Origin of the sequence: Candidatus Electronema sp. TJ, from assembly GCF_048287355.1 — a bacterium.
Classification (GTDB): domain Bacteria; phylum Desulfobacterota; class Desulfobulbia; order Desulfobulbales; family Desulfobulbaceae; genus Electronema.
Window position 1 is genome coordinate 1 of record NZ_JBLWEP010000031.1, and the last position, 19,632, is coordinate 19,632.

Consider the following 19,632-nt stretch of genomic DNA (forward strand, 5'->3'; position numbering starts at 1 on the left):
TCATACACCTTGCTCAGATGGGCCATGTCGAGGTGGGTGTACCGCTGGGTGGTTGAAAGGCTGACATGGCCGAGCAGCTCCTGCACCATGCGCAGATCCATGCCCATCTCCAGCAGATGGGTGGCGAAGGAATGGCGCAGGGCATGGGGAGTGACTTCGACGTTGATGCCCGCTCGCTGGCCGTAGGCAGCCACCTGCCGCTCGATGCTGCGCACGGTCAGGCGTGCGCCCCGGCTGTTGAGAAAGAGCGCGTCCCGCTCCGGCATGTCGCCCCGCGTGATCCGGGCGGCGATGAGCTGGCCGCGTAGGGGCAGCCACTGCCGCAGGGCATCTTCCGCCGCCGTGCCAAAGGGCGCGAGCCGCTCCTTGTCGCCCTTGCCCCGGATTTTCATCATCCCCGCCGCAAAGTCAACATCCGCCACGTTAGCCGCCGCCGCTTCCGAGACGCGCATCCCTGTTGCATAGATCAGCTCCATCACCGCCCGGTCGCGCTGGAAGAAGCTGTCCTGCGGCTTCGGCTCCTCCAGCAGGCTGAAAACCTCATCCACAGTCAGATAAACCGGAATATGCTTGGCCAGCTTCGGCCCGGCCAGCCCGGCCATCGGGTCGGCGGCCAGCAGCCCCTGTCTGAGACAGTGCCGGAAGAAGGCCCGCAGCGAGGACATCTTCCGGGCCACCGAGGCGGCGGAATTGCTCAGGTACAGGGAAGCTATATGCTGCTGCGCCTGCGGCGGGCCGATTGCGGCGATATCCGCCTTGCCGCCGAGACTGCGGAGAAACTCTTCCACATCACGGCTGTAGCTGTCCACCGTGCGCTCGGAGTAGCCGCGCTCGATTCGCAGCCAGTCCGTGAACGCGGCCAAAGGAAAGGGCGCGGGATTCACGCTATTTCGGTCGGATACCAGATGGTGATGGTCGCGCAGCCGTCCTTGCAAGCGGTGGCGGAAATCTTGCTCAGGGCCGCTTGGGTGTCTGACAAGGCATTCAGCATTTCGACTATGCTCTGATACATCTCTTCCTTGTAGCGCTCGGTGTCGGCGGAATCGGCGATGGTGTTGGCATCGCCTTTTTTCCAGCCCGCGATTTTGCTTGCCGACGGCAGGGCAAGGGCTTTGTCGGGATAATAGATCACAGCTCTGGCCGGACCGCCAACCACGTTGGTCATGGCTGTCTTCGCATGTTCGGCTCGCGCTCCCAAGGATTCAAGCAGCTCCGTCATCTTGCGCTCCAACTCCGTGATGCCGCTTCTTGCTGAATTTGCTGAGGCAAATGCTTCGTAGCTCCAAGTCGCCATGGTTCCGCTCCGGTCTGTTGCTGATTGAATTGCGCTGTCTCCGCCTGTCCGCAGGGACAGCCCGCTGCTTTCAACTATAGTGGGAAGCGGCAGGCTGGTCAAATTGAAACCTGTCCGACGGCTTCAAAGAAGAATCTTCAGTTGAAAACCAGCGGCATCCGGTTTACACTGCATTATTCTTGAGGGAGAGCAGGAAACGCCGCCCGATTCCCGATCTGAGCACACGATGAGCAAAAAGACCTTTGAACAGGCATTGGCCAAACTGGAGCAGCTTGTGGCTGAGCTGGAGCGGGGCAATCTTGCGTTGGACCTGAGCCTGAAGAAGTTTGACGAAGGGGTTCAGCTCGCCGCCTTCTGCGGCCAGAAACTGGCCGAGGCCAGCAGCCGGGTTGACCTGCTCCTGCGCGATGAGGGCGGCGGCTTGGCGGCAGTTTCTTTCAGCGCGGCGGACAGAAACTGAACACACTGTGCGCAGAGCGACCGGGCATATGCGCCCGCAGCCTTTTCCAAGGAAACGACCATGACGGAAGCCGCAGCCGAACTCAGCCTGCTCGAAACCATTGACTCCCCGGCAGACCTGCGTGGCCTGCCTGTCCGCGACTTGGAGCTGCTCGCCGAGGAAATCCGGGCGCGGATCATCGCCACTGTGGCCGAGAATGGCGGCCACCTCGCGCCCAGCTTGGGCGTGGTCGAGCTGACTCTTGCTCTCCATTATGTCTTCAACACCCCGCAGGACAAGCTGATCTGGGACGTTGGCCACCAGTGCTACGCCCACAAGCTGCTCACAGGCCGCCGCGACAAATTCCACACCCTGCGCCAGCATCAGGGCATCAGCGGCTTTCCCAAGCGGGATGAAAGCGAATACGACACCATTGAGACCGGCCACAGCTCAACCTCCATTTCCTTCGCCCTCGGCCTGGCGGCGGCCCAGCAGCTGCAAGGCGACCAAAGCAAGGTCATCGCGGTGATCGGCGACGGCTCGATGACCGCCGGGCTGGCCTTTGAGGCCCTCAACCACGCGGGCGACCTGCACAAAAATCTGATCGTCATCCTCAACGACAACGAGATGTCCATCTCGGCCAATGTCGGCGCTCTGTCGAGCTTTCTCAGCCGCAAGATGACCTCGAAGACGGTGCGCCGCCTCAAGGATCAGATAGAGGAGGGGCTGAAGCTCTGCTCGGTGGGCGAGAACATCCTCAGCATCCTGCGCAAGTCTGAGGAAGGCCTGAAGGTGCTCTTCACGCCGGGAATGCTCTTCGAGGCTTTCAAGTTTGATTACATCGGCCCGATTCCCGGGCACGACCTGCCCGTGCTGCTGGAAACCTTGGAAAATGTCCGCGACAACAGCCATGGCCCGGTCTTGGTGCATGTGCTGACCACCAAGGGCAAGGGTTACGAGCCAGCGGAGAAGAATCCTGGCGACTACCACGGTCTCGGCCCGTTCTCGGTCGAGGACGGCAGGCCCATTCCTGCGTCCGGCCCGCCGTCCTACACCGCTGTTTTCAGCAAGACGGTCTGCGAGCTGGCCGCAAACGACCAGCGCATTGCCGGCATCACCGCCGCCATGCGGGCAGGCACAGGTTTGCTGGAATTCAGCAAGCGTTTTCCCGACCGTTTCTTTGATGTCGGCATTGCCGAGCAGCATGCTGTCACCTTTGCCGCCGGGCTGGCCTTGGCCGGACTGCGCCCAGTTGTCGCGGTCTATGCCAGCTTCATCCAGCGGGCCGTGGATCAGGTTATTCACGATGTCTGCCTGACCAATCTGCCGGTGGTTTTCGCCATTGACCGGGCAGGCGTGGTCGGCGATGACGGCCCCACCCATCACGGCGTGTTCGACATTTCCTTGCTCCGCTGCGTTCCCAATTTGACTTTGATGGCCCCTAAGGACGAGAACGAGCTGCGCCACATGCTCTTCACCGCAGTGCAGCATGACGGTCCTTGCGCTGTCCGTTATCCGCGCGGCAGCGGCGAAGGCGTGCCAATGGACGAGGAGTTGCTGCGGCTTCCCATTGGCAAAGGGGAATTGCTGCGTAAGGGCAGCGACATCGCCATTCTGCCGCTGGGCAATCGGGTGTATGCGGCGATGCAGGCGGCAGAAGGTCTGGCCAAACTTGGTGTGGAAGCGGCGGTGATCAACCCCCGCTTCATCAAACCGTTGGACAGCGAGCTGATCAGTCATTGGGCGGAACGCTGCGGCAGAGTGCTGACTGTGGAGGACAATGCCAAGAAAGGCGGCTTTGGCGGCGCGGTCGCGCAGATGCTGCACGAGCGGCATTTAACCCTGCCCATGCGCTTGCTCGGCTACGGAGATGCCTTCATTGAGCAGGCTCCGCAGCAGGTGCTGTGGAAGGATGCCGGCATTGACACTGCCGGGATCATCAAGGCGGCCTTGGAGCTGATGCAGCAAAAGTGACGATGCTCCTTGCCGACACCCACCTGCATCTTTATTCCTGCTACAACCTTGACCGCGCCTTTTCCGGTCTGCTTGACCGGCTGATGGCAGCGGATGCGCAGGTTCCCTGCCTCGGCTGCTTGGCGGAACGCGCAGGCTGCGATTTTTACGGCCAGCTGTGCGCTGGCAAGCAGCTGCCGCATAATTTTAGCCTCCAGTCTGCTGACCGCCGCCAGCTCATCCTCCAGCGCAAAAGCGACGGCAGATTGCTCACTCTCCTGCCGGGCCGCCAGATCATTGCGGCGGAGCGGATTGAGGTGCTGGCTCTTTGCACAGACCAGCTCTTTGCTGACGGCACCCCGGCAGCAGAGCTGATTCGCTCAATCCAGGCGCGGAACGGCGTGCCGGTGCTGCCTTGGTCGCCGGGCAAATGGTTTTTCCAGCGCGGCAAGGTGATTGAAGAGCTGCTGCGCCGCTTCACGCCGCAGGATTTCCTGCTCGGCGATGTCAGTCTGCGGCCTTATGGCTGGCCGCTGCCCCTGCTGATGCGCAAGGCAAAGCGGCTTAGTTTTCAAATCATCAGCGGTTCTGACCCGTTGCCCTTTCTTGGCGAAGAAGAGCAGTTCGGCAGATATGCCTCCCGCATCATCTGCGCAGAAGCAGGTTTGTCTCCTGATGACGCGCTGCGTGGTCTGCTTGCAGGCAAATCTGAGTCCGCCAGCTTCGGTCATCGCTCTTCCCCGCTTGAACTGTTCATGCGGTTGCGCTATAATGCCGCAATTCGCGGGCAGATATCTTCCTTCTTATGAGATTGTAACAAGATGGCGCACGAGCAGTTTCGAGATGCCAAGGTGCTGATCACCGGGGCCACTGGCTACACCGGCAGGGCACTGACCAAAAAGCTGGCTGCCGCTGGAGCGCGGATCAATGCCATTGCCCGTCCTGCGTCAAAAACTGACGAGCTGGACGGCTTGGGCATCACGTGGTTCCGGGGTGATATTGCTGATCCTGCGCTCATCAGTCAGGCTGCCGCCGGGACAGAATATATTTTCCATTTGGCCACCGCGTTCCGGGCGGGCGAGGCTACTGAGGAGGACTGCCGCCGCATCCATCTCCATCCAACCCAGCTCATGGCCAAGGCTGTGCAAAACCAGCCAGCATTCAAACGGTTCATTTACACCTCCACTGTCGGTGTGCATGGCCATATACCTGGTGAGCAGCCTGCGGACGAACAGTACCGTTTCAGTCCGAGCGACTGCTACCAGCAAACCAAGCTGGAAACGGAACAGTGGCTTGCCTCCAGCAGGGATTTTCCTTACACGATCATTCGCCCGGGCGCTATTATCGGCCCTGGTGAGAAACGGATGCTGAAGATGTTCAGGATGGTCAACAGAGGTTTCATTCTGATGCTGGGCAAGGGCAAGGGTCTGTTTCAGCTCGTTCATGTTGATGATCTGACAGAGGTGATGCTGCTGGCGGCTGTTTCGGAGCAGACCAAGAATGAAGCGCTTATCGTCGCCAATGCCGAACCGCTTTCCATCATTGAAATGGGCCAGATCATCGCCAAGGCGTTGCACCGCAAGGCGCGGGTTGTCCGCCTGCCGATTCAGCCTTTTTATATTGCCGCTGATCTCTGCGAGGCCGTCTGCACGCCGCTCGGTCTCCGGCCGCCGCTCTACCGCCGCCGGGTTTCTTTCTACGCCAAAGACCGGCAGTTCTGCACCGCCAAGCTGCACAAGCTGCTGAACTGGCGTTTTCAGCACAGCAACGAAAGCACTCTCGCTGAAGCGGCGCAGTGGTATCTTGAACACGGCTGGCTGCACAAATAACAGCACTTCTGCGCAACTCAATGTGAAAGATTGAGTTCCACAGCGCAGCAGATTGCAGCGGCGAACAAACCGCCATGCGTTGCAGCCAAGCAAAAGGAGAGTGCGGCTCGCCCGCAAAGCAGTTTGGCTGGGCAAGAAAAGAGTTATAGTCGGCAAAAGAGAAGTTCGGCTTAGCCAAACTTCTTTCTTGGCAAGCCGCAGAGGAGTTTGGCTAACTTCAATCCCTTTGCGGCTTAGCTAAACTCCTTTGCTGCTCGGCCAGATTCCTTTTCTGTTAAGCACAACTCCGTTTCAGCTTGGCAAGAACCCTCTGTTGCCAAGCCGAATTGTTTTGCCGGCGAGCAAAAAAAGAATCTTTTTAAGCGTTACTAACAAGGTCTCATGAAAAGAATAACCGTGCTGGGCAACAACTCAGGCCGCAACGCCGGAGACAACGCCATCCTCGGCAATCTGCTGCGTGACATTTCCTCTGAGCTGCCTCAGGCGGAATTCCTTGTTCCGACCACGAATCCTCGGTTTATCCGTGATCAGTTCGGCCAGTTCAAGGTGAAGCCGATGGGCCTGCTGCCGTGGAACGGCTGCATCAAGAATCTCGGCTGGCCGCTGTACAAGGCCATGACCGCCACTGATGCCGTGCTGATCTGCGACAACATTCTTTTTGACCGCAAATTTTATAATCCCCTGTTCAATTATCTCTCCTCCATCGCCTTGTTCGCGCCCTTTTGCAAAAAGCTGGGCATTCCCATTGTGCTGTACAACGCCTCGGTAGGGCCGGTTGACACGCCCGCAGGCAAGAAAGCCTTGGCCAAAGTGCTGGAAGCAACGAAGCTGGCGGTCATTCGAGATCAGAACACCAAAGAGCTGCTGGAAAAACTCGCGCTCCCCTGCCCGGAGCTGCACGTTCATGCCGACTGCGCGTTGAACACCGCCGCGCCGCCGCAGGCGCGGATGGAAGCGGTCATCGCCAAGGAGCGGCTGTTCACCAATCCGAAAGGCACTGTCGGCTTCAACGTCAATTCCTACATCGACAACTGGAGCAAAAAGGGCAGTTTCACCAGAGAGAGCTTCTGCGCCGCCATTGCCGGGGCTGCTGACCGGGTGATGGACGAGCTGGGCGTGGATGTGATTTTTTTCATCACCCAAGTGATGGACACCAGCATCACCCGGCAATGTGCGGCCAAGATCGCCCGGCAGGAGCGGGTGAAAATCATTTCCAATGCCGACTACACTTATGAAGAAATCGCCGCTCTGCTGGCCCGGGTGGAGCTGCATTCGGGGCTGCGCACCCACAGTCTGATTTTCTGCGCGGCCATGCACACGCCGGTTATCGGCATTGTTTCCTATCCGAAGAGCGCAGGCTTTCTCCGCACAGTTGGGCAAGGCGACTGGCTGCTTCCGTTCGCTGACCTCACTGCTGACAGCTTGTCAGCAATGATCAATAAGGCGTGGAATGAACGCGCGGCAACCAAACAAGAGCTGGAGCGGCTCGTGCCTGCGGAAAAGGAAAAGGCGCGCAGCACTGCCGCGCTGCTGAGAAAACATCTGCTGCGGTGAATGCGGACATGCCGCTTTCCGGCTTCCTTGAAACCGCCGACATCGAGACCGCCTCTGACGATTACGCCAGCCGTTTCGCCGGGCCAGTCGGCGAGTATTTCCTGCAAACGCAGCTGGACCTGCTGCTGGAACTGCTGCCTGATCTTGCGCCAGGTGCGTCCGTGCTGGATGTGGGCGGCGGTCACGCCCAGCTGGCTGTTCCCCTTGCTGCAAGGGGATATAAAGTCACAGTGACCGGCAGCGATGACAGCTGCCGCCGCAGACTGGCGCAGCGGCTTCCTGAAGATGCTTTTTCCTATCAGACCTGCGACTCGCTGCATCTGCCTTTTCCTGACAATTCCTTTCCAGTTGTCCTTGCCTTCCGGCTTGTGCCGCATGTTGACCGCTGGCCGCAGCTGCTGGCGGAGCTGGCGCGGGTTGCTTCAGAGACCGTTGTTATTGATTATCCCGACATCCGCAGCATCAATATTCTGAGTTTCATCTTTTTCCGCTTGAAAAAAAGACTGGAAGGGAATACAAGAACCTTTGGTCTGTTCAGCAGGACGCAGATTGTGCAGGAATTTGCCAAACACGGCATGACACAGCCGCAGCTGCGGCCTGAATTTCTTCTGCCAATGGTGCTGCACAGGAAAATACGTTCAGCACAGTTCTCGCGCCTGCTTGAACGCGGCTGCCGTCTCTGCGGGCTGACGCAGCTTTTTGGCTCGCCCATCATTCTGCGGGTTGACAAGAGGAGATGATGATGAAAATTCTCCTGCTTGCGCCGCAGCCTTTCTTCCAAAACCGGGGCACGCCGATTGCTGTCCGGCTGATGGCGGAAACCCTCGGCAAGGCAGGCCACGAAGTGCATCTGCTGGTTTTTCATGAGGGGGAAGATATTGCAATGCCCAACGTAACCTTGCACAGGATTGCAGCCCTGTCCTTTCTCCTCGCCATTCCGCCGGGATTTTCTTGGCAGAAAATCTGCTGCGATGTGCTCATGACAGCAAAAGCAGTCCAGCTTCATCGGCAATTCAGCTTTGATGTGGTTCACGCCGTTGAGGAAGCGGCTTTCATTGCCATGCTCCTGCGGCTGTTCTTCAAGGTGCCGTATATTTACGATCTTGATTCGTGGATGAGCGATCAGCTCTTGGCCAAGCTCGCTTTTCTCCGTCCGTTCAGGAGATTTCTTGAATTTTTTGAAAAAATAGCCGTGCGGCGCAGCGTTGGCGTGATCCCGGTCTGCCGGGCGATTGAGGACAAAATCAGAACCTTTGACCGAGAGAAACCGCTGCTCCGTTTGGAAGACATCAGTCTGCTGGAAGAAAACTGCGCCGCGCCGCCGGAACAGCTGCGGGAGAAATTCGGCTACCAAGGCAAACTCATCATGTACGTCGGCAACTTGGAGCGGTACCAAGGCATGGCACTGCTGCTTGAAGCCTTTGCCTTGACTGACCCGGCAGCCTTGAAGTGTAGCTTGGTCATCATCGGCGGGACAGACAAAGACATCAGCAAATATCAAGAACAGGCGGAGCGGCTTGGCATCAGCAGCCGCTCGCATTTCATCGGCCCGCGCCCGGCAGCCGCGCTTGCCATGTACTTGGCGCAGGCGGATCTGCTTGTTTCTCCGCGCACTGAAGGGGAAAACACGCCGATGAAAATTTATTCATACATGGATTCCGGCAAGCCGGTGTTAGCCACAAAAATCGTCAGTCACACCCAAGTGCTGGATGAGGAGATCGCCTTTCTGGCTGATCCTGAGCCGGCAAGCATGGCTGCCGCATTGCAACGCGTTTTCTCTGACAGCAATGAAGCGGCCAGAAGGGCGGCGCGGGCAAAGAAAAAGGCGGTCGCGGAATACTGCCGCCCAGCCTATGAACGCAAGATCATGCAATTCTATAATGAAATCCTCCCCAAAAAAAGTCTGCCGCTGATGTTTGGTCAATGAAAAGAAATCTTGAGCAGCTTGCCAGCACGCGTTACGATCTGTTAGTGATCGGCGGCGGCATCAATGGTGTTGCCACAGCGTATGAGGCGGCGACGCGCGGTTTGAAAACCTGTCTGCTGGAAGCGTCTGACTTTATGAGCCAGACCTCCTCCAATTCGCTCAAGATCATTCATGGCGGCTTCCGCTATCTTCAGCAGGCGAATTTCAAGAGAATCCGCGAATCCAGCCGCGAGCGGCGCAATCTGCTGAAAATCGCGCCGCATCTCGTGCATCCGCTGCAATGTCTCATGCCGACAGAGTCCGTCTGGAAGCTCCGCAGCCTGCCCAACATGTTCGCTGCCAGCCTGATCAACGGCTTGGTTTCTTTTGACCGCAGCAAGGGCCTGCCGCCGGACAAACGCATTCCGCTCGGCGGCATCATGAGCAAAAAAGAGCTGATTGAGCTGCTGGGCAAAGAATTTGACCGGCCAAGCGTCACTGGCGCGGCAGTCTGGCATGACGGCATGGCTGTCAATTCGGAGCGTCTCGGTTTGGCCTTTCTTCATGCAGGCGTACAAAACGGGCTGGACGCGGCCAATTACTGTCCGGTCACGGGATTCACGCTGAAAAATGGGCGAATCAGCAGCGTGCAGGTGAAAGATGAGCTTTCCGGGAGCAGTTTCACGGTCAAAGCAGATCATGTTGTCAACGCCGCTGGCGCGTGGGTCGGCGGGCTGCTGCATCAGCTGCCGTCCTTGCCCAAGCGCGACTTTCCTCAGTGCCGAGTGATGAATCTCGTCACTAAGCGGCAGCTTTTTCCCGGCAGGATGGCAGTTGGCCTCTTTGATCATGAGCGGGCCTTTTTCTTTGTGCCGTGGGGAAAATACTGGATGATCGGCACCGACGAGGCAGCGTGGACAGACGAACCGGGACGGCTTCAGATCAGAGAAGAGGAGATTGAGCGTTTTCTCGGACGAATCAATAAGGTTTATCCCGGCACACCGCTGCGCCGGGAGGATATTTGCCATCTGCACAAGGGTTTTGTGCCTGGCCGCTTCAAACCGGACGGCGATTTCAAGCTGCTTGATCATCATCAGGAAGGCATCGCTAATCTTATCTCCATCTTGCCGGTCAAATACACCACAGCCAGAGACGTTGGCCAGAAAACAGTGGATTTCCTGCTCCGCAAGCTTGGCCGAGCCTTCATGGAGTCACAAACTGCGGACATGCCATTGGAAGGCGGAGACATGGAAAGCTTCTCCGTCTTTTGCGCGGAGAATACAGAATGTCTCATGGATGAAACCGGCATCAGCGAGCAGGCTGCCCGGCATCTGCTCAGAAACTACGGTTCCTCGTATCGGCAGGTGCTGCGTTATTCTAATCTGCTGCGTCCGCTGCCCTCTTCCGAAGAGATATTGCTGGCTGAAATCGCCTATGCGGTTGACGAGGAAATGGCTGTGCATCTCGATGATGTTGTGCGCCGCCGCACTGATCTTGGCGCAGGAGAAAAGCCGTTGCCGGAAACCCTTGCCTGCTGTGCCGCATTGATGGGGAACATGCTGGGCTGGACAGCGGAGCAGCAGCAGCATGAAATTGTCCGCTGTGAAAAGTTTTACTTGTGAATGAATTGATCCAGCAAACGAAAGAGAATCCGCCGCAGCGAGGCAAGAAGTCGCGCCTTTTCTTCTTTATCAAAATTGCTGTCAGCGTGCTGCTGCTGGCGTATGTCATCTGGAAAAGCGGGTTGGACAGCACTTCAGGCAGAGACAGTCTGCTGCAAACTCTGAGTCAGGTGAATCTGTTCTGGCTCGCCTTCTCAATCGCTGTCGGTGTCCTGCTGACAGTTATCAGCTCGTGGAAATGGCAGGTGCTGCTGCGCAGCAAAGGCATAGAGGTCAGCTTGACGCGGCTGGTGCTGTTTTATTTCATAGGCCGCTTCTTCAACATGTTTCTCCCCAGCTCCATGGGCGGCGACGTGGTGCGGGTCTGGGAGCTGAGCCGCCATTCCGGGGAAAAATACGAAGCCTTGGCCTCAGTGCTGGTGGAGCGGCTTTCCGGCATGACCACGCTGGTTTTCATCTCCGCCGCCGCTGTGCTGACGCATGACTACCAGCTGCCCATTTTGAGCGCAGGCGTTCTCTTTCTTGCCGTGATGAACGCAGCCATCTTCTGGCTGATTCTTGATCAGCGCATTCTGCCCCTGCTTTCCCGGCTGTTTGGCAGTCGTTTCCGCCTCGCAGGCATGCTGCTGGCCAAACTCAGCCGTCTTCAGGATGCGGTCCGGGAATATAAAGACAACAAAGCCGTTCTGATCCAAGTGTTCGCCATTTCCTGCCTGTTTTATTTCATGGCGGTGGTCAATGTCTGGGGCACGGCCTTGGCCTTTTTCCCGGATATGAATTTTTACTCCATGCTGCTGGCTGTGCCTGCAATCATGCTGGTGATGAATCTGCCGGTGTCTATTGGCGGCATTGGCCTGATGGAAGCAGCTTTCACCTTTTTCTTTCCTTTGTTCGGCTACAGCGCAGCCTTGGCGGTGTCCACGGCACTGCTCATGCGGCTGAAAAATATTCTCTACGGCATTGCAGGCGGTTTTCTGCATTTGGGTCGGCTGCGGGCCAGCAGCGGAGCGGCGCAATGAGCGATCACCAGAAATACCGCTTCCGCGAGGTGATGCAGGATCAGCGGAAATCTGCCCTGCAAAAATATCAAGACACAGTCATCGGCCAGCGCGGCTTGGTCCCGCTGCTCCGTTATGAACTGCTGAACCTGCTGCTTGGCGCGCTGCCCGGATTACTGGGTTTGGGCCTGCGGCGTTTTTTGTATCCTGCCCTGTTTGGCAAGACAGGCAAGAATCCGGTCTTTGGGCATCATCTTTCTCTGCGTGCGCCGCACCGTATTTTTCTTGGCGACAACGTGATGCTGGATGATTATGTCTTTCTCAGCTTCCGGGGCGAAGCGGAGCAAAGCATCCGCCTTGGCAGCAATGTGCTGATAGGCCGTTACAGCCAAGTGCGGGCGCGGGGCGGAGAAATATCGCTGGCAGACAGCGTCAGCGTCGGCGCATACTGCTATCTTGGCACAGCCTCCAAGCTTATTGTCGGCGAGCATTGCCTTTTTGGCGGCAACTGCTTTGTCGGCGGCATCCAGCACGGTTTCAGCGATCCCAGCAGGCCAATTGCCGAGCAGCCTTTGGTTGACCGGGGCGGCATCGTTATTGGCCGTGATGTTTGGATCGGTGCGCAGGCGGTGATCAATGACGGGGTTCGGATCGGCGACGGCGCGGTGATCGGAGCCAATGCCGTGGTGACAAAAGATATTCCGCCGTTCTCCATCGCTGTCGGTGTTCCTGCGAAAGTGATCGGGCAGCGCGGCTGACGAATAATGCAAAAGACTGCGGTATTTGAACGGCCATCGTAGGGGCGAAAAATCTTTCGCCCAGCTCGGCGTTCGCCCAAACAGCATTCCGATGATGCCAACAAGGGCAAAAGATTTTTTGCCCCTGTGCGCCAGCTGCCATTCCTTATGCAAGAGTTCCAAAAAGATTTCGCCTGGCTCAGGCAGACTGTCATCAGCCAGCAGCTCTGCACCCGCTGCGGCATTTGCGCCGGTGTCTGTCCCGCCAAGGCCATCGAGTTTGATCAGCAGAATTTTCCGGTTCTGAGCGGACGATGCACATCCTGCGGCTTCTGCGGTGAATGCTGTCCAGGAGCGGATGTCAATCTGCCTGCTCTTGCCCAAGAGCTGTCTGACAAAGAAGACACGCGCAGCCCGCTTGGTCACATCGAATCCGCCTATGTCGCTCACGCGGCAGATACGCAGACGCGCCGGGCTGGCACCAGCGGCGGACTGATCACGGCTCTGCTTCTTTTTTTGCTCTCAGCTGGTCAAATTGACGGCGCGATTGTGGTGGAGGCTGATCCTGAGCGGCAGCATCTGACACGAGGCATTTTGGCAACTTCGCCCGCAGCAATCAGCAATGCCGCGCAGTCAAAATATTGCGTCACGCCTTCAATGGCCGCGCTGCGCGACATCCGAATCCGCAAAGGCCGTTTTGCTGTCGCCGCTCTGCCTTGTCAAGTTCATGGATTGCGGAAGCTGGCGCATGTCGATCCGAAACTGTCTGGAAAAATAGCGGTGATTCTTGGTCTCTGCTGCTCCTGCACCATGAGCGGCGAGGCTTGGCAGGAAGCACTGCGGGCGGCGGGGATTCAGCGGGAGGACGTGGCCAGCTTTGAATTCCGGGGCGGCGGCTGGCCTGGCGGCATGTTTGTCCGCAAAAAAGACGGAACTACTGTGCCGCTGCATCCAAATGAAGCCTACGGCACAGTGGTCAATGCGATGTTCCGTCTTTTCGGCCCGGAACGCTGCCGCCTCTGCGTGGACGGCACCTCCGCGCTGGCGGATCTCAGCTTCGGCGATTTCTGGGCCTTTGATTACGCGGATGAATTCAGCAGGATGGAATGCTGCACCCAAGTGTTCCAGCGCACCGCCAAAGGAAGGGACATTTTGCAGAGTGCGGAGCAGGCCGGTGCTGTTGTCCTTTATTCTCTGCCCGCTGCAAAGATTTCCGCAAGAACTTTGGCCATGATCAGGGGCAAGCGGAGCCGGGCGGCTGTTCAAATGGCCAAACGTCGGCAACGCGGCCTGCCCAACCCGGATTACCATGCCGCCATACAAGAACCCAGCCTGAACGACCGCCTGAAGAACCTTCCTGCTGATCTGTTCGATCTGCTTCGCAAGAATGCCGCGCTGCGCAGCGGCATCCTCAAGATTCTCTTTTCGCCGCTGATCACGCCGCTGCACAAGCTGCGGATGCGCTTCTTCGTCCGGCATCACAACAGATGACCATGCGTCTGCGCCGCGTGCGCCATGATCGTGGAATCCGCTGTTTTTTCCGCCGCAACGCACTGTTTTCCGCCACGGGCGAAGTGTTTTTTGCCGCAAACAACATGTTTTCCGTCACGGATGCAGTTTAATTTGCCGCAAAGAACATGTTTTCTGCCACGGATAAAATTTAGTTTGTCGCAAACAACATGTTTTCCGTCACGGGCGAAGTGTTATTTGCCGCAAACAACATGTTCTCTGCCACGGATGAAATTTAGTCTGCCACAAACAACATGTTCTCTGCCACACGAAATTTAATTTGCCGCAACCAACATGTTTTCCGCCAAAAATAAAACTTAGTCTGCCACGGATAAATGTGCTTCGCCTCAAACTACACTTCGATTGAGGCTGCAACGAGTTGTCTGCCACGCTGATTCGGGAGCAGCGTAAGCAGCAGGGGCAAAACATCTTTTGCCCTTGTCGGCATCACAGGAATGCTGTTTGGGCTTAAAAAGTTACGTTTTTGGGGGCAGATTGAGTTACATTAAGGGAATAGACGGCCTGCGCGCCGCAGCGGTGCTGGCCGTGCTGTTTTTTCATCTGCATCCGGCCATGCTGCCGGGCGGTTTTTCCGGGGTGGACATTTTTTTTGTCATCTCCGGCTATGTGGTCAGCGCATCGCTGCTCCGTCATGCCGATTCTCATTTTATTCAATTCGCAAGCAGTTTTTATGCCAGAAGAATTCTCAGAATATTTCCCGCTCTGATCGTTTGCCTGCTTGTATCGAGTCTTGCCACTTCGCTTTTTATTCCAGCTTCCTGGCTGAGTCAGGCCAACAGCGCAACTGCGCTGGCCGCTCTTTTCGGTCTTGGAAACTTTGCCCTCATTTTTTTCAATGACGGCTATTTCTCACCAAGAACAGATTTCAATCCGTTCACGCACACATGGTCGCTCGGCGTTGAAGAACAGTTTTATCTGATATTTCCGGCAATTTTCTTTTTATGGATGAAATATAGCCGCCGAACAGCCTTGATCAGCGCAGCGGCACGATATCTGCTTGCGTCCTTGCTGCTGATCTCCTTTTTATATGCAGCATATGCGACTTCAAAAACACCTGATTTAGCTTTTTATCTGCTTCCGGCCAGATTCTGGGAGCTGGCGGCAGGAGCTTTTCTGCTGCAGCTGCATTCGCAAGACAGAATTATGCCACGCTCCTGTTTGGGAGCAAATCTGCATTTCGCAGCCGGAGTCCTGCTTGTCGCTGCCGGATTTGTCTTGTCTGACAAAAAAGCATTCCCTTTTCCTTGGGCGGTGCTGCCTGTCTGCGGCACGGTCAGTCTGATTTCCGGCCTGATGCACAAAACTGAAGCGAAGCCGCTTGTCCAACAGCTGCTTGAATCATCGCCTTTTGTTTATATTGGCAAAATTTCATATTCTTTGTATCTCTGGCATTGGCCGGTGTATGCGCTGCTGCGCTGGACCAGCGGCCTGCACACTATGGAGGAATATTGCCTTGCAATCACCTTTTCTTTTCTGCTTGCGGTCTGCTCATACCATTGTATTGAGAATCCTTTCAGAACTGCAAAATTTCTCGCAGATCATCCATCCAGACAGATCATCCGAGCTGGACTTTCAGCCATAACCGCAGCTTTTATCCTGATAGGCGCAGTTTTCTTCTTCCAGCCGATGATCAGCCTCAGCGTCACAAAAGACAGAAAAACGTGGTATCCGTATCCTTGGCCGGAGAAAAAAACAGATGCCAGAAAAATTTTTGCGGGCCGGAAAATCTTTGCCATAGGAGATTCACATGCAGGCGCATATGCAACCATGCTTCAGAAACTATCTGACGAGCATGGAGCGGAAATAATAAATATGTCGGAAGCAGGATGCGGAATCGCAAATCTTATCAAGTCAAAAATAGACAAGGGAAAACGGTGCGCTGAGGTTTTCGACAGCTATCTCGATGAAATCAGAGAAACATCCTCGCCAGGAGACATAGTTTTCTTAGCGTCTCTGCGCATGAACAAGATTTGCGACCAATGGGACATCTTGAAAAGCAAGCAAGAATTAAATATCAGTGAGGATGAAAATCATCTGAATGATTATAACGACGCACTTTTGGAGACAGCAGAAATAATAAGCATATTCAAAAATATGAACCTGCACGTTGTCATTGACGCGCCAAAACCAGTGTTCTCGTCGCCTGTCTTCCGCTGCTCTGACTGGTTCAACCGATCAAATCCAATCTGCTCCGCCGGTTTTTCAATGGACAGGAATTTCCTCCTGAAATATCGCCAGCCGGTTATGAACTCGCTGGCGGCCCTGTCCAAGCAGTTTCAAAATTTGACCGTGTGGGATCCATTCCCGATCCTTTGCGAAAAAGGAACAACGTGCTCAGTCTTTGATCAGCAAAATGGAAAGCCGCTTTTTTTTGACGGAGATCATTTGAGTGCGCATGGCAACAGAGTATTGTATCCTTCTTTTGAATCGCTGATACGATCAATATGGCGTGCTGATCATTAGAGAGAGAGGAACGTTTTTCACCGGCATGGAATTCTGTGAGAAAAAACTGTCATGACGGCCAGCTCGCCGGAAAGGAGAGCCTGCGGCAGAAGCGGCTGAGCTGTCATCGTATATTCCGCGCAAAACCTTGACACGGCATTCCTCAGTTGCCGAACCTGCTGTTTTTGTGTTATGATGTGGCTCCCGAAAGGGAGCAGCTCCCAGTGCCGTCCGCCATATCGGTGTCGGCAAATCGTGCAAACACCCAGCAAGGAGGTTTTGATGAAGGTTCTGGTCATCGGTTCCGGCGGCAGAGAACATGCCCTGGTCTGGAAATTGAGCCAGTCTGAAAAAGTGAAGGCCATTTACTGCGCCCCTGGCAATGCCGGAATACGGAAGCTGGCCACCTGCGTCAAAATTGCTGCGGACGATGTGGACGGGCTGCTCGACTTCGCCATCAGAGAAAGTATTTGTCTGACTGTGGTTGGACCAGAGAATGCGCTGGCGGCGGGAATTGTGGACCGTTTCCAGGCTAAAGAACTGCGCATATTCGGCCCTACCGCTGCTGCTGCGGAGCTGGAGGGCAGCAAGGTCTTCTGCAAGGATTTTCTCAAAAAATATAATATCCCGACCGCTGAGTACGAGAGCTTTGACCGGCCAGACGCAGCGAAGAAATTTATAGACAAGATCGGTGCGCCCTGCGTGGTCAAGGCCGACGGGCTGGCCTCAGGCAAGGGTGTTTTGGTCTGCCAGACCAAAACCGAGGCTAAACACGCGGTTGACCTGATCATGAAAGATCGGGCCTTTGGCGAAGCAGGCAGCCGAGTAGTGGTCGAGGAATTCCTTTCCGGCGAGGAGGCTTCTTTCATCGCCTTTGTTGATGGCGAGAATGTCCTGCCGCTGCCCTCGTCCCAAGATCACAAGGCGATCTTCGAGGGCGACCGTGGACCGAACACCGGCGGGATGGGAGCCTATTCGCCCGCGCCGGTGCTGGATGATTCCATGACCATGCGGGTGATGAACGAAGTCATGCTGCCTGCGGTGCGCGGCATGGCTGCGGAAGGCCGTCCGTACAAGGGAATGCTCTACGCGGGCCTGATGCTTGACGGCGACAAAATCAACGTGCTGGAGTTCAACTGCCGTTTCGGCGACCCGGAATGCCAGCCCCTGCTGATGCGCTTGCAGACAGACGTGGTGGATATCTTTGAAAAGGCTATTGACGGCGCACTGGATGAGATCGAGCTGGAGATTGATCCGCGCCCGGCGGTCTGTGTGGTTATGGCATCTGAGGGTTATCCGGGCAGCTACAAGGCAGGAAAACCAATCACCGGGCTGGTCAACGCGGCCAAACTGAAGGATGTGATGGTCTTTCACGCTGGCACGACTATTGAGAATCAAACCACCCTGACCGCAGGCGGGCGTGTTCTCGGCGTGACCGCAATGGATATCTCCATTGCCAAGGCTATCGAGCGGGCCTATAAAGCGGTGGACAAAATCAAGTGGAAGGGAAGTTACTTCCGTCGTGACATCGGTCATCGCGCCCTGCGTCGCCTCCAAAAGCATACCGGCCCTGCGGTGAGCATCGTCATGGGATCAGATTCAGATCTGCCGGTGATGCAGACCGCTGCGGATTTCCTGACCAGCGTCGGCATCAAGCACGAAATGCTCATCTCCTCGGCCCACCGCACCCCGGAGCAGACTGCCGAGTACGCCCGCACCGCTGCCCGGCGCGGCCTGAAAATCATTATCGCGGGCGCGGGCATGTCCGCTCATCTGGCTGGAGTAATCGCTGCGCATACTACCCTGCCGGTGATTGGCGTGCCAATAGACACTTCGCCGCTCAATGGTCTTGATGCCCTGCTTTCAACCGTGCAGATGCCGCCCGGTATTCCTGTAGCAACGATGGGCATCGGCAAGTCCGGGGCCAAGAACGCGGCAGTGTTGGCCGCCCGGATTCTTGCCATCAATGATCAAGAGATCACCGAAGCCCTGCGCCAGTTCAGCCACGAGATGGAAGAGCAGGTGGCAGCCAAGAATCTGGCCCTCCAGCAGGCCAAGGGACAAACCTCGGCGTGATGATCGTCCCGGCCAGCGCGGAGTCTGCGCAGGAGGCGGCAAGGCTGCTTCGGCAGGGGCGTTTGATCGCCTTCCCCACAGAGACCTATTACGGTCTCGGCGTTGATCCTTTCAACAGCGAAGCCTTGCAGAGGATCTTCGCGGTCAAGCGGAGGACGGAGGACAAGCCGGTCTTGCTTCTGGTTGCTGATCCGAGCCAAGTCCCGCTGCTAGCGGAAGACGTGCCGGATGTGCTGCGTCAGCTCATGGGTTGCTGCTGGCCAGGCCCGCTGACCTTGGTCTTTCCGGCGAAAAAGAATCTGCCGCAGCTGCTCACTGGCGGCAGCGGCACAGTCGGCATCAGGCAGTCACCAGATGCGACAGCAAGACTCCTGCTGACCGCCTTTGGCGGGCCAGTCACAGCCACCAGCGCCAACCGGTCCGGCCAGCCTGCGGCTGTCACGGCGGTGGAAGTGGAGGCCGCCTTCGGAGCGGAAATTGATCTGATCCTTGACGGAGGGAGAACGCCGGGCGGCGCAGGCTCGACTTTGATCGGCTGGAACGGGCAGGAGCTGCGTTGCTTCCGGGAAGGCCGGGTGCCTCTTGCGGAAATCGCCCGCCTGCTTGCTCCCGCAGCCAAGGAAAAATGTTTTTTTCGCACGCATGAAAAAAAAACTTGCTTCTTCCCTTGAATCGGCTACTATAAGGATATGTTGTGCAGTCACTTGAGCAGAGTACTAACGAAGAACGCAGCCGCACAATCCTCACTCTCAGAGGCGTGCGGTTTTTTTGTTTGTGCTGTAGTGGCTGCCTGCCGACAGCTCTCGCTGTTGGGATTGAATGATTTAAGCGGCGCAATAACAAGCCGCGCACAATGAGGAAACGTCGAAAATGGCGCAGGGCACAGTAAAGTGGTTCAATGATGCAAAGGGCTTCGGATTCATTCAGCAGGACGGCGGGCCGGATGTGTTCGTCCATCATTCCGCGATCAAATCTGACGGGTTCAGATCGCTGCAAGAAGGAGTGCGGGTGAGCTTTGAAGTGGTACAAGGCCCCAAGGGTCCGGCGGCTGACAAAGTAGTCAAGCTGTAAGCAGCCCTGTGCTTTCCAATACAGCGCAGCGCAAGTGAGATAAAATTGCCGGGCGGCGCACCGCTGTCCGGCGGCCAAGCAGATGATGTCCAGCTCCCAAGGAGAGCAGCAGAAATGGCAGAAGGTACAGTGAAGTGGTTCAATGATGCGAAGGGCTTCGGATTCATTCAGCAGGATGGAG

19 protein-coding genes are annotated in these 19,632 nt (G+C 56.5%); 17 read left to right on the forward strand and 2 right to left on the reverse strand.

Annotation, left to right across the window (positions count from 1 at the left end; all coding sequences use genetic code 11):
- Both xerA and ACNKID_RS03860 read right to left on the reverse strand, forming a co-directional pair.
- On the reverse strand, positions 1-884 hold an 884-nt coding region (gene xerA, locus ACNKID_RS03855), incomplete at its 3' end, for a site-specific tyrosine recombinase/integron integrase (RefSeq protein ID WP_417912120.1).
- Complete coding sequence (locus ACNKID_RS03860; protein ID WP_417912121.1) at positions 881-1,294, reverse strand: hypothetical protein; 414 nt, start codon at positions 1,292-1,294, stop codon at positions 881-883. The genes ACNKID_RS03860 and xerA, both read right to left, overlap by 4 nt.
- 226 nt (positions 1,295-1,520) lie before the next feature.
- Between ACNKID_RS03860 and xseB the strand changes: the two genes are divergently transcribed.
- From xseB to ACNKID_RS03945, 17 genes are all read left to right on the forward strand, one after another.
- A complete protein-coding gene (gene xseB, locus ACNKID_RS03865; protein ID WP_417912122.1) occupies positions 1,521-1,754 on the forward strand; it encodes an exodeoxyribonuclease VII small subunit in 234 nt (77 codons plus the stop codon).
- A gap of 60 nt (positions 1,755-1,814) precedes the next feature.
- Positions 1,815-3,707 carry a 1-deoxy-D-xylulose-5-phosphate synthase gene (dxs, locus tag ACNKID_RS03870; RefSeq protein WP_417912123.1) on the forward strand — a complete coding sequence of 631 codons (1,893 nt, stop codon included), beginning with the start codon at positions 1,815-1,817 and terminating at the stop codon, positions 3,705-3,707.
- Positions 3,704-4,495, forward strand: a complete 792-nt coding sequence (locus ACNKID_RS03875; protein WP_417912124.1) for a hypothetical protein — start codon at positions 3,704-3,706, stop codon at positions 4,493-4,495. The genes dxs and ACNKID_RS03875 overlap by 4 nt, the downstream gene beginning before the upstream one ends.
- Positions 4,496-4,507: 12 nt before the next feature.
- A complete protein-coding gene (locus ACNKID_RS03880) occupies positions 4,508-5,515 on the forward strand; it encodes an NAD-dependent epimerase/dehydratase family protein (protein ID WP_417912125.1) in 1,008 nt (335 codons plus the stop codon).
- A 381-nt stretch (positions 5,516-5,896) separates the two neighbouring features.
- Complete coding sequence (locus tag ACNKID_RS03885; RefSeq protein WP_417912126.1) at positions 5,897-7,069, forward strand: polysaccharide pyruvyl transferase family protein; 1,173 nt, start codon at positions 5,897-5,899, stop codon at positions 7,067-7,069.
- 8 nt (positions 7,070-7,077) lie between these two features.
- Positions 7,078-7,809 (forward strand): class I SAM-dependent methyltransferase, encoded by a 732-nt coding sequence (locus ACNKID_RS03890; protein WP_417912127.1) that lies wholly within the window; start codon positions 7,078-7,080, stop codon positions 7,807-7,809.
- Positions 7,806-8,996 (forward strand): glycosyltransferase family 4 protein, encoded by a 1,191-nt coding sequence (locus ACNKID_RS03895; RefSeq protein WP_417912128.1) that lies wholly within the window; start codon positions 7,806-7,808, stop codon positions 8,994-8,996. The genes ACNKID_RS03890 and ACNKID_RS03895 overlap by 4 nt, the downstream gene beginning before the upstream one ends.
- Positions 8,993-10,597: an FAD-dependent oxidoreductase gene (locus ACNKID_RS03900; RefSeq protein WP_417912129.1), complete on the forward strand. Its 1,605-nt coding sequence runs from the start codon at positions 8,993-8,995 to the stop codon at positions 10,595-10,597. Before ACNKID_RS03895 ends, ACNKID_RS03900 begins: the two co-directional genes overlap by 4 nt.
- On the forward strand, positions 10,594-11,616 hold the full coding sequence (locus ACNKID_RS03905) for a lysylphosphatidylglycerol synthase transmembrane domain-containing protein (protein ID WP_417912130.1): 1,023 nt from the start codon (positions 10,594-10,596) through the stop codon (positions 11,614-11,616). Before ACNKID_RS03900 ends, ACNKID_RS03905 begins: the two co-directional genes overlap by 4 nt.
- Complete coding sequence (locus ACNKID_RS03910) at positions 11,613-12,353, forward strand: acyltransferase (RefSeq protein ID WP_417912131.1); 741 nt, start codon at positions 11,613-11,615, stop codon at positions 12,351-12,353. The genes ACNKID_RS03905 and ACNKID_RS03910 overlap by 4 nt, the downstream gene beginning before the upstream one ends.
- A gap of 147 nt (positions 12,354-12,500) precedes the next feature.
- Positions 12,501-13,823, forward strand: coding sequence for a Coenzyme F420 hydrogenase/dehydrogenase, beta subunit C-terminal domain (locus ACNKID_RS03915; protein WP_417912132.1), 1,323 nt, complete (start codon positions 12,501-12,503; stop codon positions 13,821-13,823).
- Positions 13,824-13,825: 2 nt separating this feature from the next.
- The gene (locus ACNKID_RS03920; RefSeq protein ID WP_417912133.1) at positions 13,826-13,954 is read left to right on the forward strand and encodes a hypothetical protein; all 129 of its coding nucleotides are present in this window, start codon (positions 13,826-13,828) and stop codon (positions 13,952-13,954) included.
- Between the two features lie 349 nt (positions 13,955-14,303).
- A complete protein-coding gene (locus ACNKID_RS03925) occupies positions 14,304-16,325 on the forward strand; it encodes an acyltransferase family protein (RefSeq protein ID WP_417912134.1) in 2,022 nt (673 codons plus the stop codon).
- Between the two features lie 261 nt (positions 16,326-16,586).
- Positions 16,587-18,380 (forward strand): phosphoribosylamine--glycine ligase, encoded by a 1,794-nt coding sequence (gene purD, locus ACNKID_RS03930; protein WP_417912135.1) that lies wholly within the window; start codon positions 16,587-16,589, stop codon positions 18,378-18,380.
- Positions 18,380-19,051: an L-threonylcarbamoyladenylate synthase gene (locus tag ACNKID_RS03935; RefSeq protein WP_417912137.1), complete on the forward strand. Its 672-nt coding sequence runs from the start codon at positions 18,380-18,382 to the stop codon at positions 19,049-19,051. Before purD ends, ACNKID_RS03935 begins: the two co-directional genes overlap by 1 nt.
- Before the next feature lie 199 nt (positions 19,052-19,250).
- Positions 19,251-19,451: a cold-shock protein gene (locus ACNKID_RS03940; RefSeq protein ID WP_417912136.1), complete on the forward strand. Its 201-nt coding sequence runs from the start codon at positions 19,251-19,253 to the stop codon at positions 19,449-19,451.
- A gap of 114 nt (positions 19,452-19,565) precedes the next feature.
- A partial coding sequence (locus ACNKID_RS03945; protein ID WP_417912138.1) for a cold-shock protein occupies positions 19,566-19,632 on the forward strand: 67 nt, incomplete at its 3' end.

Bases quoted from the DNA above. Each gene is read 5' to 3' on its own strand.
- ACNKID_RS03910 (WP_417912131.1), top strand. From the start codon at position 11,613: ATGAGCGATCACCAGAAATACCGCTTCCGCGAGGTGATGCAGGATCAG.
- ACNKID_RS03890 (WP_417912127.1), top strand. From the start codon at position 7,078: ATGCCGCTTTCCGGCTTCCTTGAAACCGCCGACATCGAGACCGCCTCT.
- ACNKID_RS03935 (WP_417912137.1), top strand. From the start codon at position 18,380: ATGATCGTCCCGGCCAGCGCGGAGTCTGCGCAGGAGGCGGCAAGGCTG.
- dxs (WP_417912123.1), top strand. From the start codon at position 1,815: ATGACGGAAGCCGCAGCCGAACTCAGCCTGCTCGAAACCATTGACTCC.
- ACNKID_RS03900 (WP_417912129.1), top strand. From the start codon at position 8,993: ATGAAAAGAAATCTTGAGCAGCTTGCCAGCACGCGTTACGATCTGTTA.
- ACNKID_RS03920 (WP_417912133.1), top strand. From the start codon at position 13,826: ATGCGTCTGCGCCGCGTGCGCCATGATCGTGGAATCCGCTGTTTTTTC.
- purD (WP_417912135.1), top strand. From the start codon at position 16,587: ATGAAGGTTCTGGTCATCGGTTCCGGCGGCAGAGAACATGCCCTGGTC.
- ACNKID_RS03895 (WP_417912128.1), top strand. From the start codon at position 7,806: ATGATGATGAAAATTCTCCTGCTTGCGCCGCAGCCTTTCTTCCAAAAC.
- ACNKID_RS03915 (WP_417912132.1), top strand. From the start codon at position 12,501: ATGCAAGAGTTCCAAAAAGATTTCGCCTGGCTCAGGCAGACTGTCATC.
- ACNKID_RS03885 (WP_417912126.1), top strand. From the start codon at position 5,897: ATGAAAAGAATAACCGTGCTGGGCAACAACTCAGGCCGCAACGCCGGA.
- ACNKID_RS03860 (WP_417912121.1), bottom strand. From the start codon at position 1,294: ATGGCGACTTGGAGCTACGAAGCATTTGCCTCAGCAAATTCAGCAAGA.
- ACNKID_RS03880 (WP_417912125.1), top strand. From the start codon at position 4,508: ATGGCGCACGAGCAGTTTCGAGATGCCAAGGTGCTGATCACCGGGGCC.
- ACNKID_RS03940 (WP_417912136.1), top strand. From the start codon at position 19,251: ATGGCGCAGGGCACAGTAAAGTGGTTCAATGATGCAAAGGGCTTCGGA.
- xseB (WP_417912122.1), top strand. From the start codon at position 1,521: ATGAGCAAAAAGACCTTTGAACAGGCATTGGCCAAACTGGAGCAGCTT.